The sequence below is a fragment of the Paenibacillus sp. V4I9 genome (assembly GCF_030817295.1).
Lineage (GTDB): Bacteria > Bacillota > Bacilli > Paenibacillales > NBRC-103111 > Paenibacillus_E.
Genome location: NZ_JAUSZE010000001.1, coordinates 7326616 through 7342791, shown reverse-complemented (window position 1 = coordinate 7342791; position 16176 = coordinate 7326616). Strand labels below are relative to the sequence as shown.

14 protein-coding genes are annotated in these 16176 nt (G+C 45.2%); 11 read left to right on the top strand and 3 right to left on the bottom strand.

The features are described from left to right. The gene (locus QFZ81_RS33800) at window positions 1-1005 is read right to left on the bottom strand and encodes an ABC transporter substrate-binding protein (protein WP_307606238.1); all 1005 of its coding nucleotides are present in this window, start codon (window positions 1003-1005) and stop codon (window positions 1-3) included. 265 nt (window positions 1006-1270) lie between these two features. On the opposite strand from QFZ81_RS33800, the gene QFZ81_RS33795 reads away from it, so the two are divergent. Both QFZ81_RS33795 and speB read left to right on the top strand, forming a co-directional pair. Next, complete coding sequence (locus QFZ81_RS33795; protein WP_307606236.1) at window positions 1271-2236, top strand: D-2-hydroxyacid dehydrogenase; 966 nt, start codon at window positions 1271-1273, stop codon at window positions 2234-2236. A gap of 72 nt (window positions 2237-2308) precedes the next feature. Continuing rightward, window positions 2309-3295, top strand: a complete 987-nt coding sequence (gene speB, locus QFZ81_RS33790) for an agmatinase (protein WP_307606234.1) — start codon at window positions 2309-2311, stop codon at window positions 3293-3295. Here speB and QFZ81_RS33785 read toward each other — a convergent pair. Then, window positions 3266-4141 carry a LysR family transcriptional regulator gene (locus QFZ81_RS33785; protein WP_307607118.1) on the bottom strand — a complete coding sequence of 292 codons (876 nt, stop codon included), beginning with the start codon at window positions 4139-4141 and terminating at the stop codon, window positions 3266-3268. The genes speB and QFZ81_RS33785 overlap by 30 nt on opposite strands. A gap of 107 nt (window positions 4142-4248) precedes the next feature. Here QFZ81_RS33785 and QFZ81_RS33780 point away from each other — a divergent pair, with 107 nt between their 5' ends. The 9 genes from QFZ81_RS33780 (at window position 4249) to QFZ81_RS33740 (ending at window position 14779) form a co-directional block, all read left to right on the top strand. Further along, entirely contained in the window at window positions 4249-5535 is a 1287-nt protein-coding gene (locus tag QFZ81_RS33780) for an aspartate aminotransferase family protein (protein WP_307606232.1), read from the top strand. A 22-nt stretch (window positions 5536-5557) separates the two neighbouring features. After that, entirely contained in the window at window positions 5558-6991 is a 1434-nt protein-coding gene (locus QFZ81_RS33775; protein ID WP_307606230.1) for an NAD-dependent succinate-semialdehyde dehydrogenase, read from the top strand. A gap of 96 nt (window positions 6992-7087) precedes the next feature. Further along, window positions 7088-8437 carry an FAD-binding oxidoreductase gene (locus QFZ81_RS33770; RefSeq protein ID WP_307607116.1) on the top strand — a complete coding sequence of 450 codons (1350 nt, stop codon included), beginning with the start codon at window positions 7088-7090 and terminating at the stop codon, window positions 8435-8437. A 4-nt stretch (window positions 8438-8441) separates the two neighbouring features. Next, complete coding sequence (locus tag QFZ81_RS33765; protein ID WP_307606228.1) at window positions 8442-9716, top strand: (Fe-S)-binding protein; 1275 nt, start codon at window positions 8442-8444, stop codon at window positions 9714-9716. A gap of 58 nt (window positions 9717-9774) precedes the next feature. After that, window positions 9775-11016, top strand: coding sequence for a Glu/Leu/Phe/Val family dehydrogenase (locus QFZ81_RS33760; protein WP_373462724.1), 1242 nt, complete (start codon window positions 9775-9777; stop codon window positions 11014-11016). A 19-nt stretch (window positions 11017-11035) separates the two neighbouring features. Beyond that, window positions 11036-12316 (top strand): NAD(P)-dependent malic enzyme, encoded by a 1281-nt coding sequence (locus QFZ81_RS33755; RefSeq protein WP_307437089.1) that lies wholly within the window; start codon window positions 11036-11038, stop codon window positions 12314-12316. Window positions 12317-12527: 211 nt separating this feature from the next. Continuing rightward, window positions 12528-13367, top strand: coding sequence for a transporter substrate-binding domain-containing protein (locus tag QFZ81_RS33750; protein ID WP_307437094.1), 840 nt, complete (start codon window positions 12528-12530; stop codon window positions 13365-13367). An 11-nt stretch (window positions 13368-13378) separates the two neighbouring features. After that, a complete protein-coding gene (locus tag QFZ81_RS33745; RefSeq protein WP_307437097.1) occupies window positions 13379-14035 on the top strand; it encodes an amino acid ABC transporter permease in 657 nt (218 codons plus the stop codon). Window positions 14036-14056: 21 nt separating this feature from the next. Beyond that, the gene (locus tag QFZ81_RS33740; protein ID WP_307449267.1) at window positions 14057-14779 is read left to right on the top strand and encodes an amino acid ABC transporter ATP-binding protein; all 723 of its coding nucleotides are present in this window, start codon (window positions 14057-14059) and stop codon (window positions 14777-14779) included. Between the two features lie 95 nt (window positions 14780-14874). Here QFZ81_RS33740 and QFZ81_RS33735 read toward each other — a convergent pair whose 3' ends face one another. Further along, the gene (locus QFZ81_RS33735) at window positions 14875-16074 is read right to left on the bottom strand and encodes an MFS transporter (protein ID WP_307606226.1); all 1200 of its coding nucleotides are present in this window, start codon (window positions 16072-16074) and stop codon (window positions 14875-14877) included. Between the last annotated feature and the right edge of the window lie 102 nt (window positions 16075-16176).

Sequence of the window (16176 nt, the reverse complement as noted above, 5' to 3'; positions counted from 1 at the left end):
TTATTTCAATTCACGAACGAAAGAGGGAACAATTAATTGATTCACATCAGGCGCTTTTTCAATCAACTTTTTGGAAAAGTAGAAATCAGCTGCTGATTTAGCCGTGCTGTAGATAGGACCTGGTTTATCAGCTGTCCCCATTTGTACTTTATTATCTTCCAATCCATAGAATTTAAGCGATCCTACGGTTGCTTTGAATTCTTCCTCACTCATTTTCAAACCGTTAGCCATTATTTTGATGGATTCACTATCATTTGCTTTCCAGTAAACCATTGCGTCATTCATGGCAGCTACAAACGCTTTCATTTTCTCTGGTTGATTCTTAATCACATCGCTGGCAAAGCTAACCGAATCTACAATGATTCCCGTTAAATCTTTACTGGAAACCAGTACTTTCCCACCGGCAGCCGTCCCTTTGGATAACCATGGCTCCCAGGTTACAGCCGCGTCTACCTTGCCTGCAACAAAGGCTGCGCCGGCATCTCCAGCGGACATTTGCACGATCTCCACATCTTTATCAGATAACCCCGCTTTCTCAAGAACTTTTAATAAGAAAATATGACTGGTGGAACCCACTTCCAAGGCAATCTTTTTCCCTTTCAAATCGGCAGGAGATGCAATTTCTTTCTTAGCCAAGATGCCATCCCCGCCATATGAATCATCAAATACCCAAACGATGCCAAGGGGAACATAGCTGGCTGCTACGGATACGGTAACATCCGTTGCGGTAGCCATTCCCTGAACTTTCCCGCCAGCTAATGCCTGCTTTCGTTCACCTAATCCATCAATAATCGTAAGATCGATGTTAACACCGCGCTGTTTGAAGAAGCCTTTTTCTTTGGCCAAGAACAGCGGACCGTATCCCGGCCAAGTAGGAAGCGTAACAGTTAGAGCTTTATCATCGGCAGCAGCTTTCCCTGTGACTTTATCTGTAGCGGGTTTAGAACTGCAAGCGGTTGTCAATGTAATAATGGAAGCTAATGTGATAAGAAATATCTTTTTCATGTAGACCCTCCTAATTAATTGTAGTTGTATGCGGTTACAAAGTCATTCGGCTTTTATTGGATTCATCATAACATTGAATGAAAATGTGAAACTAATTGAAAAACTGTATAGTTACCATTACAAATCTCAATGATTGGGCCCGGTACATCAGCTTTACCAATGGTTACTATTAAGAATTGCAATTTTTTAAACGCTAAAGCCATGTGCTATCCTGAGAAAAACAGCAACGATAGACGAAATGTTTCAGGCTGGAAAGGAGAGGCATATGATTCTGTGCACAACGCTTGATTTTAGTGAGAAGCATTGTCTTCAGGTATTAGATAAGACTGGCAAACAAATTCAAGTATCCAAAGACTTTCCTTCCATAACGAATAAAGATGAAATCAAAATACTCCTTACTTATGGCAACTACGATGACATCATTACGGAATCCGATCTGAAGCAATTGCCTAACTTAGAGTGGATTCAACTATTTAGCGCTGGATATGATAGTTTGCCGCTTGAAGCGATGTCCAGAAGAAATATCAAACTGACGACAGCAAGCGGAGTTCACGCTAAACCGATCAGTGAATATGTGTTAAGTATGATTCTTTATTTCTATAAGGATATTTCGAAATATTTAAATAGTAAAGGCAATCGGCATTGGGACGGTACGGATGAAGCCGAAGAGTTGGAAGGAAAAACCATCGGCATTCTAGGAACTGGCCATATTGGAAGCGAGATAGCAAAGAAATCCAAAGCATTGGGTTTGAGAACCATCGGATTAAATAGGGATGGCAGAATGGTTCAGGATTTCGACGCTGTCTTTCCTTTTCAACAAATTGACGCTCTGCTTAGCGAATGCGATATTGTTTGTTCCGTGCTTCCATCTACTTCATCTACGATTGGACTAATGGACCAAGAACGCTTCCGTGCTATGAAGGACGGCGCCATTTTCATAAATGCAGGGCGTGGGGATTTAGTAGTTGAAAGCGATTTTATTGCGGTTATGAAGCAAGGCAAATTGAAAGGGGCGGCTTTGGATGTGTTTGCAGAAGAACCGCTTCCTCCCGATCATAAGCTGTGGGGCATGGACAACTTGATGATTACACCGCATATCTCAGCAAGAACGAATCAATACATGAATCGATGTGTGGATCTGTTTTTGAAAAACTTAGCGTTATACGAGTCCCAAGAATGGGATCAGATGGTCAACATCATTGATATTAAACTTAGAAGTGAAAGACTTTGAGCTACGCTCAAAGATCCCAAAGCGGAGAGACTTTGAGCTACGCTCAAAGATCCCTATATTAGGAGGCATATCATGATTAAATATAAGCCGGACGCATCATTTAAGCAACCTCGCTTTAGCGGGATTACCACATTTATGCGATTGCCGCATGTTCAGACACTAGAGGAAATTGATTTTTTGGTGGCAGGTGTACCTTTCGACACGGGGCAAACCTTTCGTACAGGGGCTCGATTTGGCCCGAAAGCCATTCGTGAATCTTCGGTTCTAACCCGAACATTCTCACCCTATCATCAATTGAACTTGTTTGATTACGTTTCAGGTGTAGATTATGGAGACATTTCGGTGATCCCAGGGTTCATTAAGGAAACCTATGACAAAATGGTAGAGGAATTAACGCCAATTTATGAAAAGGGGATTGTTCCAATTATCATCGGCGGAGATCATTCGATTACTTTGGGAGAGCTGCGTGCAGCCGCCAAAACCTATGGTCCGCTTGCGCTTCTCCAATTCGATTCACACTGTGATACGTGGGATACTTATTTCGGCCAAAAGTATACACATGGCACACCATTCCGTCGAGCAGTAGAAGAAGGACTTATTGATACCGCACATTCCATCCAAATTGGGATTAGGGGATCGTTAAACCATCCTAACGACGTGCAAGATGCTAAAGATCTTGGCTTTCAAGTCGTTACGACAGAAGAACTTGTGGAGATGGGGACGGACAAAATCGTCTCTATGATTCGAGAGAGAGTGCAAGATCGTCCCGTATTTATGACGTTTGATATTGATTTTATTGATCCAGCGTTTGCTCCGGGAACAGGCACGCCCGAAGTCGGCGGTGTCATGTCCCGTGAAGCGTTGGCTATCCTGCGCAGGTTGAACGAAATCCGCTTTATCGGCTTTGATCTTGTGGAGACATTGCCTGCTTATGATCATGACCAGATTACTTCCGCTTTGGCGGCAAACCTCATTTTTGAAATGATTTCGCTGATCGCTCTGCAAAAAAGAAAGGAACAAGCACTTGCGTTAGCTTTGGATGTCCCAAACGCCTTGTAATAAATCCGAGAACGACTTAATTGCAGGTTCATGGGCTCGGCTTTTTAAATAAATAACGGATGTTTCCACTTGGTTCGGAAAGCGTTCAAGAACGGTGACTGCACCTGTATTGATCTCTGATTTCATCAAATCTTCACTAACTAAAGCGATTCCCATTTTATTGATAACCGCCTGTTTAATCGTTTCTTCGCTCCCTAGTTCAATGATGGAAGAAGGGGAGTAGGTCATATTGGATAAGCAGCTGTTGACCAATTCGGTAAAATTGCAGCTGTGTTGATAAGAAATAAACGGAAAATTTTTAAAAATAAAGGATAAATCGTTCTCTGGGGTCAAATTGCTTGCTGCGGTCAAGAGCAGATCTTCTTTTTTGAGCAGGATGGCCTCGATTTCTTTAGAGTCGCAAGCACCTGCAATGATGCCGATGTCCGCCGTACGGGAAGAAATCATTTTAATCGTGTCGTGACTGTTGCATGAAACGAGACGCAAATTGATCTGAGGATAAGCTTTCAAGAAATCACTGATGATGAAGGACAAATAATGACTGCAATAAAACTCTGGCGCAGCAATAACAAGGGATCCATGCGGAAGATCTAATTGCTTTAATCCTTCTTCCATTTCTTGAACAACGAGCATCAGCTTGTCCGTATATTGCTTCAGTAGATTTCCAGCGGGCGTTAAAAATGTTTGTTTACCGATACGATGGAATAATTTATGACCGATTTCTTTTTCGAGAAGTTGAATTTGTAAAGTGATAGTTGGCTGCGTATAGCCTAGGTGTTCGGCAGCTTTGGTTAAGTTCATATAGTCTGCAGCGACTTGAAACGATTTTAAGTTTTTGAGTTCGATCGCAAGCAGCCTCCTTCAACTTCAAACAATGTGACTAAATTATAAACGAACCAAGATTGAAAGAGCAATCTGCTGATTAATAAATTTAATGGAAAAGGTGATGGCACATGAACAAACTGCTTCAGAAAACGTTATTTGAACGAGCTGCAGAAGTATTGCCGCCAGCTGCGCTGCGCGCTACAAAATTAGGTGTGATTAAAGGGCAAGGTTCCTATGTGACAACCGAAGACGGCAAGCAATATTTGGACTTTGCAAGCGGTGTGGCTGTAACCAATGTAGGACATAACCACCCGTATGTAGTGGAAAAAGCGAAAGCCCAGATGGAGGAACTAATCCACGGCGGTCATAATGTGGTCTACTACCCAGCCTATGTCGAATTAGCGGAGAAATTGAATGAGTTAAATGGCGGAGGAAATAAAGTCTATTTCTCTAACAGCGGCGCGGAAGTCAATGAAGGAGCCATTAAGCTAGCGAAAAAGGTAACGAAAAGATCAAGCATTATTTCTTTTAAGCGCAGCTTCCATGGCCGTACGATTGCCACAACAACATTAACCGCATCGAACTCGCTTTACCGCAAGGATTATGAAGGTCTGCTGCCGAGCGTGTATTTTGCAGAATATCCTTACGCTTTCCGTACGGGATTGAAAGAGGAAGCTGAAACGAAGCGTTGTCTGGATCAATTGGATGAAGTTTTCCGTTTCTTGATTGCTCCGGATCAAGTAGCAGCCATCATTATGGAACCGATTCAAGGCGAAGGCGGGTACATCGTTCCTCCGAAAGCTTTCTTGAAATCGATTCGCGAAATTTGTGATCAACATGGCATCCTGCTTATCTATGATGAAATTCAAACCGCATTCGGACGTACAGGTAAAATGTTTGCATGGCAGAATTTTGATGTGAAACCGGATATTCTGACGCTGGCCAAAGGCATTGCTAATGGCTTTCCGCTAAGTGCTTTAGTGGCGCGAGCCGAATTGATGGATCAGTGGGCTCCTGGCACTCATGGCGGTACGTATGGCGGCAATCCGATTGCGTGTGCGGCCTCATTAGCCGTAATCGAACTGTTAGAAGGCGGCCTGCTTGATAACGCTGTAGCTATGGGCCAGTACTTTATGGACCAATTAAAGGGACTTACGTCAAGCTTTGCGGCAATTAAAGACATCCGTGGTTTGGGTGTCATGATTGGCATGGAGCTTATGACGAAGGACGGCCAGCCTGATGCTCAGTCTGTTACGATGCTGAAAGATAAGGCGCTCGAAAAAGGACTTATTCTCTTAACCTGCGGCACCGAAAGGAACGTCATTCGCTTTATGCCGTCGACGGCCGTTTCCAAAGCGGAAATCGATCAAGCCATGGCGATTATCAGAGAGGCTCTAACGGAAATATTCGGCTAATCTAGATCAAGGGGGATTTCATATGCTTTATATAAACGGACAATGGTGCGACGCACATTCGAATCAAACATTTGAGGTAAAAAATCCAGCGACCGGCGATATCGTAGCCTCCGTAGCCAAAGGGGACGCCGTTGATGCGGAAGCGGCGATAACAGCAGCACAAGCTGCGCTCCAATCATGGGGGAAGAAGACGGCGAAAGAGCGTTATGCCTATATGAAGAAGGCAGCGGATATTCTTCGCTCCCGAACCGATGAAATCGCGGAACTGGTCACACGTGAGATGGGTAAACCCGTAGCTGAAGCGAAGGGAGAGCTCGGGCTGGCCATTGATTATTTGGATTGGTACGCCGAAGAAGGCAAACGAATCTATGGAGATACGATTCCTGCGTCTGCAACTAATAAAAGAATTATCGTCATTCGACAGCCGATTGGTGTTGTTGGGGCCATTACACCTTGGAATTTCCCGCTGGCTATGATTACGCGTAAAGTTGCTCCTGCTATCGCAGCGGGCTGTACGATTGTGCTCAAAGCGGCATCCGCTACACCATTATCGGCGATTGAAATCTTCAAGGCATTTGATGAGGCTGGGTTGCCGCCCGGTGTTGTAAATCTTGTGAATGGTTCTGCTTCAGCGGTTGTGGGGGCGATGATGAAAAGCCCAGTCGTTCGCAAAATTACATTTACTGGTTCGACAGAAGTAGGCAAGGAGCTGGTCCGACAATCAGCGGATACGATGAAAAAGGTATCTATGGAGCTAGGCGGGAATGCACCGTTTCTGGTCTTCGAAGATGCCGATTTGGAGAAAGCCGCGGAGGGCGCGATCGCAAGTAAATTCCGCAATGCCGGCCAAACCTGTGTGTGTACGAACCGCATTTATGTTCAGAAATCGGTCGCAAAGAAATTCGCCGAGATTATCGCAGAGAAAATGAAATTGTTGGTCGTCGGCAATGGGTTAGATGCGGGAGTAAACATCGGTCCCCTTATCGATAACCAGGCCATTGAGAAAGTAGAAGATCAAATTGCCGATGCTATGAGCAAAGGAGCAACATTGATCAGTGGTGGAAGCAGGCTTATGGAAGGCGAACTTGCCAAAGGGACCTTTTTCCAACCGACGGTGCTTCTGCATACCACACAGGAAATGAAAATTTCCAGAGAAGAAACATTTGGACCTGTGGCTCCGATTTTCGAATTTGAGACAGAGGAAGAAGTGATCCAGAAAGCCAATGATACGGAATTCGGCTTAGCTTCCTACGTATTTACCCAAAACCTATCCCGTATGTTCCGTGTTGCGGAAGCTTTGGAATACGGCATTGTCGGGATCAATGATCCCCTGCCAACCGTTGCTCAAGCGCCATTCGGCGGTGTGAAAGAATCCGGGGTTGGCCGCGAAGGCGGGAAATACGGCATCGAAGATTATTTGGATTATAAGTTCCTCTCGATTCAGCTTGAAATCTAAGTGCAGCAAGGGGTGAATAAAGTGGGCTACAGAAAAGTGGATGCGGCAATCGTACTTGAAATCCGCGAGATCATCCCAGAGCCAAAACGTATCTTCATGGATAAACAAGACTTGGCCAGCTATTCCTTCGACGCTTCATTCGGTATTCATTTTCCCGAAATTGTGATTCAACCTGTATCTACAGATGAAGTGGCTCGCATTGTTAAACTGGCCTATCAACATACAATTCCTATTTGTCCGAGGGGCCAGGCTACTTCGTTATCTGGAGGACCGCTCGCTGTTGAAGGCGGAATTGTACTGGATATGACCAAAATGAATCAGGTGCTGGACATTATGCCTGATGATCTCATTGCCATTGTGTCTCCTGGTATCATCACGGGTGACATTCATCGCGCAGCAGATAAATACGGATTGATGTATCCCCCTGACCCAAGCAGCTCGGCGATTTCTACGATAGGTGGAAATTTGGCGGAAAATGCGGGCGGTCCAAGAGGGTTGAAATATGGAGTAACCAAAGATTATGTGCTCGGTTTGGAAGTGGTCACGCCTCAAGGAGAAGTGATTCGAACAGGCAGTCGAACCGTCAAGAATGTGACCGGCTATGATCTAACCAAGCTAATCGTTGGGGCGGAAGGAACCTTAGGCATCATCACACAGGCGATTCTGCAGCTGATTCCAAAACCGCGTGCTACCGGAACGTTAATGGCGATTTTTGATGATATTGTTACGTCGGGCAAAGCCATTTCACAAATATTAACGTCAGGTATTCTGCCTGCAAAAATGGAAATTATGGACCAAGCCTGCATTCAGGCTGTAGAGTCCTATCAACCCAACGGCTTGCCCATCGATGCGGAAGCGATTCTTCTCATCGAGATCGATGGTCATCCCCGCGCGGTTGAAGAAGAATTGGTTGAAGTTGCCGCCATTTTCGAGAAAATCGGTGCGCGGAAAGTCATTATAGCCAAGACGCAAGAGGAAAGCGACAGTCTGTGGAAAGCCCGGAAAATGGTATCCCCTGCGATCACAAGGGTGAAACCGACCAAAATATCCGAGGATGCAACCGTCCCCCGCAGTAAAATTCCGGATATGTTTGCAAGGCTGAAAGAGATTCGCGATAAGTACAACGTCAATCTTGTTGTGTTCGGGCATGCCGGAGACGGCAACCTTCACCCGAATATTATTGCAGATAAAAGGGACCAAGAGGAAATGAAGCGGGTGGAAATGGCGGTTGCGGAAATTTTCGAAACGGCTATTGCTTTAGGCGGTACACTTTCGGGTGAGCACGGCATTGGTACTATGAAATCGCCTTTCATGGAAATGGAACTAGGTGTAGTCGGACTAGACATGATGAAACGGATTAAAGAGAGCTGGGACCCCAAGAACATTATGAATCCAGGCAAAATATTTCCTAAACCAGGTCAAAAGCTCGTACTGACAGAGGGATGAAGAGATGACAAAACTTCCTTACGATGAAACCATTCAATGTGTGCAGTGCGGCTACTGCTTACCTGCTTGTCCAACCTATGTGTCGATGGGCAAAGAAACCCATTCCCCCCGCGGAAGAATTAATTTAGTAAAAATGGCGGCTGAAGGGCGCATCGCCGTCATGGATATGCAAGAATCGATCGACTTGTGTCTGGGCTGCCGGGCTTGTGAGACAGCATGTCCTTCGGGCGTTGAGTATGGCAAGATTCTAGAAGGAGCCAGAGAGGTTCTGCACGAGCAGAAAGCCCAAAGTGCACCTGTTAAATGGACACAAGATGCATTATTCAATAAATTAATGCCCAATTCTAAACGATTAAACCAAGTGTCGAATGTGCTGTGGTTATATCAATCCTCTGGCTTGCAAAAAATAGTCCGTAAGGGGAAGCTAAGCAGAATTTTGCCGGGCAATTTATCTGCGTTTGAAGAGATATTGCCTACAATCACATCACCGAAAGCCCGCCGTCAGCGGCCGGATGTGTTTAAGCCGAGTGAAGGGGTTCCAACCAAATGGAAGGTTGCCTTCTTCACCGGTTGTATCATGGATGCGATGTTTGAGAAAATTAATCGACTTTCAATGGAATTGTTAGCGGCAGCAGGCTGTGAGGTCTATGTGATTAAGGAGCAAACCTGCTGTGGCGCGCTGCATGCCCATACTGGAAGAATGGATGAGGCCCGTAATCTGGCGAAGCAGAATATTATGGCTTTTGAATCACTGGATGTAGACTTTATTGTTAACAATGCCGGCGGATGTGGTGCTGCGTTGGTGGAGTATGACCATCTCCTTAAGGGTGATCCGGAATGGGAGGAGCGGGCCGCCGCTTTTGCCAAGAAGAATCGGGATATTAGCCAGCTCTTGGCCCAATGCGAACTCCCTTTCAAACATCCCATCGAAGCGGTCATCACCTATCAGCGGTCATGCCATATGACCAATGTGCAGAAAGTTGTGTCTGAACCTCTAGCGTTGATCAAAAGCGTTCCTGGTGCTGCCTACAAGGAAATGGAAAATCCTCATATGTGCTGCGGCTCTGCAGGCATATACAATATGGTGAACTATGAGGAGTCAATGGAAATTCTAGATGCCAAAATGATCGACTCCAAGAAAACGCAGGCGACTATTATTGTTACGACAAATCCTGGATGCCTCCTGCAAATGCAATTAGGAATTAGGCGAGAAGGATTATCCGGCACCGTTCGGGCCGTTCATGTCGTAGAGCTTTTAGCAGAATCCATGGGGTTATGAGGAGAGATACAAGATGGGGTTAACGACGACTGAAGCCATTACAGAGAAACAGCCGCTCATGGAAAATACAAATGTCTTGGAAAGAACACAAGAGGTGATTCGTGTTGCACTCGAGAAAATGGGGTGCAGCGAAGCCTTTTATGAATTGTTAAAGGAGCCGCTTCGGTTGTTAACGGTTCGTATTCCAGTAAAAATGGATGATGGTTCTGTTCGAATTTTTACGGGTTATCGAGCGCAGCATAATGATGCTGTTGGACCTACCAAGGGAGGCATTCGATTTCATCCTAGTGTAACTGCCGAAGAAGTGAAAGCGCTTTCTATGTGGATGACGATCAAATGCGGCATTGCCGATCTCCCTTATGGCGGTGGGAAAGGCGGCATTCAATGCGACCCGCGTTCCTTGTCGTTCCCAGAACTGGAGCGTTTAAGCCGAGGGTATGTGCGGGCTATTAGCCAAATTGTAGGGCCAACTAAAGATATCCCAGCTCCTGATGTCTATACCAATGCGCAAATTATGGCGTGGATGATGGATGAGTACAGCCGCATTCGGGAGTTTGACGCCCCGGGCTTCATTACCGGCAAGCCAATCGTCTTGGGCGGATCTGCTGGAAGAGAATCGTCGACAGCCATGGGTGTTACGATTTTGATTAGAGAAGCGGCTCAAGTTGCAGGCATTCAGTTAGAGGGTGCGCGGGTCATTATTCAGGGATTTGGCAATGCTGGCAGCTTCCTTGCTCAATTTCTGCATGATGCCGGAGCCCGAATTGTCGGGATTTCCGATGCCAATGGCGCCTTATACGATGCGGATGGATTAGATGTCCAATACCTCATAGACAGGCGCGACTCCTTTGGATCTGTGACCAATTTATTTTCAAATACAATCACGAATCAAGAACTGCTGATCAAAGATTGCGATATCCTCGTGCCAGCGGCGATCGAAAATCAAATCACAGAGGAAAATGCGCCGCATATCAAGGCGAAGATTGTTGTGGAGGCAGCGAATGGGCCTACAACCATGAAAGCAACGGAAATATTAACGGAAAGAGGCATCCTGCTCGTTCCAGATGTGCTCGCCAGCTCAGGCGGCGTGATCGTCTCTTATTTTGAATGGGTGCAAAACAATCAGGGTTACTACTGGCCAGAAGCAGAAGTGAACGAAAAGTTGACACATATCATGATTAAATCCTTCCATAGCGTCTATCAAACTTCTGTCCAGAAAAAGATAGATATGAGATTAGCAGCGTACATTGTCGGACTAAAGCGAGTCGTGGAAGCAACCAAATGGCGAGGGTGGATTTGAATAAAAGGGGGATTTGCCTGTGTCCAATATAGGAGAAGCTCTGATTATGCATAAGAAGTACCAAGGCAAGCTGGAGATGATTTCTAAGGTTCCTATATCGACATCCAAAGATTTAAGTCTTGCTTACTCTCCTGGCGTTGCCGAACCCTGCATGGAAATCTTCAAGGATGCAGACAAAGTTTACGATTATACGATAAAAGGAAATCTAGTCGCCGTTGTTACGAATGGGACGGCAGTTTTAGGTTTAGGCAATATTGGACCTAGTGCGGCAATGCCGGTAATGGAAGGGAAAGCCATTCTGTTTAAATCATTCGCCGGGGTAGATGCCTTTCCGATTTGCTTGGACTCGCTAGATGTGGAACAGATCATTACAACCGTTAAGCTGCTGGCACCTACCTTTGGAGGCATTAATCTTGAAGATATTGCTGCGCCGCAGTGTTTCGAAATTGAAGAGCGACTTGTCAAAGAGTGCGACATTCCTGTCTTTCATGATGATCAACACGGTACAGCAATCGTTACGGCTGCTGGATTAATTAACGCCCTGAAATTGGTTCATAAATCGATGGACCAAATTCGTATCGTTGTGAGTGGAGCGGGAGCTGCTGGGATTGCGATCGTAAAGCTTTTAGACCAAATGGGTGCGAAAAATATGATTCTCTGCGATACCAAGGGAATTATTTATGAAGGACGACTTGAAGGGATGAATCCCATGAAAGAAGTCGTTGCACGGATCACTAACAAGGCGCTAGAAAGAGGTGATTTGGCTGCTGCATTAAGAGGGGCAGATGTATTTATTGGGGTATCAGCAGCTGGGACAGTTACTCAGGAGATGATTAAAACTATGAAAAGCGATCCAATTATCTTCGCCATGGCAAATCCAGACCCTGAAATTATGCCTGCGGATGCAAAAGCTGCTGGTGCTAAGGTCGTAGGGACAGGTCGCTCTGATTACCCCAATCAAATCAACAATGTGCTGGCTTTCCCGGGGATATTCCGTGGGGCTTTGGACGTTCGGGCGAGAGAAATTAATGACGCTATGAAATTGGCTGCGGTATACGCTATTGCGAATTTGATTCCGGAAAATAAGCTGCATGAGAACTATGTGGTCCCTCATCCATTTGATCCCAGGGTTACTCCCCATGTTGCCATGGCTGTCGCCAAAGCGGCGATCACAACAGGCAGCGCAAGAGTATTCATCGATCCGAAGAAAGTGAAAGAAAGAACCGAGAAGCTTACCCGTAAACAGCATGCCGTGGCCTCGTATTATTCTTGGTATTTGGATACGGTGCCCAATGAATAGGTTGTTGAAATATGATAACATCATGTGAGATATTATAACGATGAAGAGCTGGAGTATGACCTTTTATCTCGGTATGTCATTAAAGTTTACAATGGTTACGATTGGATTTTTTAATTAGTTGGGCTTTTAGATACATGTTATGCTGTAGTAAGTGAAGTGAGTGTAAGATATTCTTACACGATTAAGCATAAACAAGGGGAGTGGGCATTTTATGAAAAAGATGACTCTATCAATGATCGTATTAATCACCGCAATTTCTTTAACGGCATGTGGTAAATCAACAGCACCTACGAATGCAACGTCAACAACGGCTACAACAGTTGCAACAAGCAAACCAAGCGAAATTCCTTCAGTGAGCGATGAACTAGCCAAGATCAAGAAAGCGGGGGTCATCAATGTTGGTATTGAAGGAGCCTATCCGCCATTTAACAGTTACGATAATGATAAAAAACTCGTAGGATTTGACGTTGATTTGACCAATGAATTTGCTAAAAGACTTGGTGTAAAGGTGAACTTTGTTGTAACTCCTTGGGACAGCATCATCGCAGGACTGCTTGCTAAGAAATTCGATATCCTTTTGTCGAGTATGGGAATTACGGAAGAACGGAAACAGAAAGTGGATTTCTCTAACCCGTATTATACGACTTATTCTGCATTATTTGTGCCGACGAACTCCGCTATAACAGATCCTAAACAGATGACTGGTAAAAAGATCGGTGCATTACTGGGCTCCAAATTTGCAGACGATGCTAAAGAATTAGGCGGAATCGTAAGCACATATAAAAATGACACACTTGCCCATCAGGATATGTCCCTGGGTCGTCTAGACGGCGTAATCACAGATAAAATCGTGGGTGCGGTTACTGCCAAAGCAAACAATTATCCAGAGAAAAGAATCGACAAGCCTCTGACTACCTACAAAATTGGTATTGCCGTAAATAAAGGCGAGCCCGCTCTTTTGAATGAAATTAATACCGTCTTAAAATCGATCATGGATGATGGCACCTACACCAAAATCAGCACAAAGTGGTTTAACGAAGACATTCGATAAAAGGTGGTTGTATGCTTAATTTCTCAGCGGTAGAGCAAGTATTTCCTTTTTTGTTGAAAGCAACCTTGGTTACCTTAGAACTTTCTATACTTTCGATAATGATTGGGTTAATTCTAGGCTTATTCGCTGCTTTGATGAAAATTTCCAATTCCAAGACCCTTCAATGGATAGCATCTTTTTATATCTGGATCATCCGAGGGACTCCCTTGATTGCGCAGTTACTACTCATTTACTTTGGACTACCGCAGCTCGGCATTCAGATCGGAGCCTTTGAATCTGCCGTCCTTGGTTTAGGAATTAATGCTGGAGCCTTTATTGCTGAGATTTTTAGGGGTGGCATTCTTTCTATCCCAAAGGGGCAAACGGAGGCTGCTGCATCGTTAGGAATGAATTACTTTAAGACGCTTTGGCGAATCATATTGCCGCAAGCGTTCCGGGTGAGTGTTCCTGCATTAGGAAATCAAGCGATTTCGATGTTAAAAGACACTTCACTAGCCTCCGTCATTACGGTTTCTGAATTAATGATGACGTCGCAACAATTTGCGGCTGGTAATTTTGCCTTTATCGAATTTTACATTGCTGCTTCTGCCATTTATTTGGCTCTAACGACCCTTGTGTACGCCGTTTTAAGGAACGTAGAGCACAGGCTATCCGCAAGCGATCAATAAGAGGTGAATACATTGGAATCGATCATTCGCATTGATAATCTTTGTAAAAGTTTTGCTGAATTAAACGTGCTGAAAGGGATTAATCTAACCGTCAACAAAGGTGAAGTGGTCGCTTTAATCGGTTCAAGCGGATCCGGTAAAAGCACATTGCTGCGATGCCTCAATAAACTGGAGTCCAAAACTTCAGGGGAGATCGTCATTAATGGAACGATGTTAGATGATTCAGTTAAGCACATTCATCAAATTCGCAAGGAAGTTGGCATGGTGTTTCAGCAGTTTAACTTGTTTCCGCACATGACCGTTCTCGGTAATATTATGGAAGCACTCGTGCACGTACTTAAAAAAAGCAAAGAAGAGGCAAGGAAAACGGCGCTTGAGCTTTTGCAGAAAGTCGGTTTGTCTGATAAAAAAGATGTCTACCCGAAGAAGCTTTCGGGCGGTCAACAACAGCGTGTTGCTATTGCCCGAGCACTAGCGATGAATCCTAAGATTATGCTGTTCGATGAACCAACCTCAGCGCTTGATCCCGAATTAGTCGGTGAAGTTCTGCAAGTTATCAAACAGCTTGCCAGAGAAGGAATGACGATGCTTATTGTGACGCATGAAATGGCCTTTGCTCGTGAAGTAGCAGATCGTGTGATTTATATGCACAATGGAGTCATTGAGGAACAAGGAGATCCCAAAGTGATCTTCCATCAGCCTACTAGCGAACGATTGAAAGCATTCTTACGCATCGTGCATTAAAAAGAATTACATGAACAGAGTGAATAAAGACCCCAATTAGCTTGTACTCAGGCTGATTGGGTCTTTATGTTTTCCTAGCGATTTGTTTGCTGTGATTACACGTTAGCGGGCTTGCGTTCTGCTAGATAGCATGCAAATCCTAAGATCAGCGCCAGTCCTACGAGTACGGCTCCGACCCAAGGAAGGGCTGTTATGGCCAGATGGGTAATGACCCATCCTCCAATGAAAGCGCCAGCTGCATTTCCTAGATTACCGGCGGAATGGCTAGAGGTAGAGGCAAGTGCTGGCGCCGCCTGTGCTAGGCTCATAATTCGTACCTGCAGCCCAGGGAACACAGCGAAGGAAGCAGCTCCCCACAGAAATATAGTCAATACGGCAGCGGTTGGACTATAAATAGTAAAGGTGAAGAGGGTAAGAAGGACACATATCGAAAGGTAAAGTCCCAGAATGGAAGGCATCAGCTTCCAGTCCGCAAGCTTCCCGCCAACGATATTGCCGATGGTTACTCCACAGCCGAAGAGGACTAGAATCCAAGTTACACTATGTTCAGCAAAACCGGTGACTTGTACAAGCAGTGGCGTAATATAAGTAAATACGGCGAATAGGCCGGCGTTGCCTAGTGCTCCGATCAGCAGGTATAGAAGGAGCTTGGGCTTGGCGAGAGCGCTAATCTGCTTAACGATACTCGCTGGTTTGTCATGCCGAATTTGCGGTATGAAGATAAGAATGCCGATTAATGCAATGATTCCCATGATCGCAATCGCGCCAAATGAGGATCGCCACCCCATGTGTTGACCGATAAATGTCCCCAGAGGAACACCGATAATATTCGCAATGGTTAGACCGGCCATCATAATGGATACGGCCCCGGCACGCTTGTCCGGGCGTACAAGATTGGAGGCGATAACAGCTCCGACGCCAAAGAATGTCCCGTGTGTCAATGCGGTTATCATACGGGCTCCCATCAGAATGGCATAGCTTGGAGCGAAAAGTGAGATTCCGTTACCTAGAATAAATAAAACCATTAGCAGACATAACAGTTTCTTTTGCGGGATTCGGTGGGTGAGAACCGTCAGGATTGGCGCACCGATAGCTACCCCGAGGGCATACATCGTAATGAGTTGTCCTGCGGATGAGATGCTGACATGCAAATCATTAGCGACATTAGGAAGAAGACCCATGATGACAAATTCAGTCATTCCAATGGCAAAGGCGCCAACTGTAAGAGAAAGTATAGAGATGGGGAACGGTTCTTTGGTTACTTGTTCCTTGGTAATACGGTGAGATAACTCCATGATGTCAATGGCAACCTTTCTGTTGTGTGTACTCTGGCTCCAATTGTAAACAAGTCGTGCCGATCAATAAGACCATTTCATATTATTTAGTTTTCTAAGCTT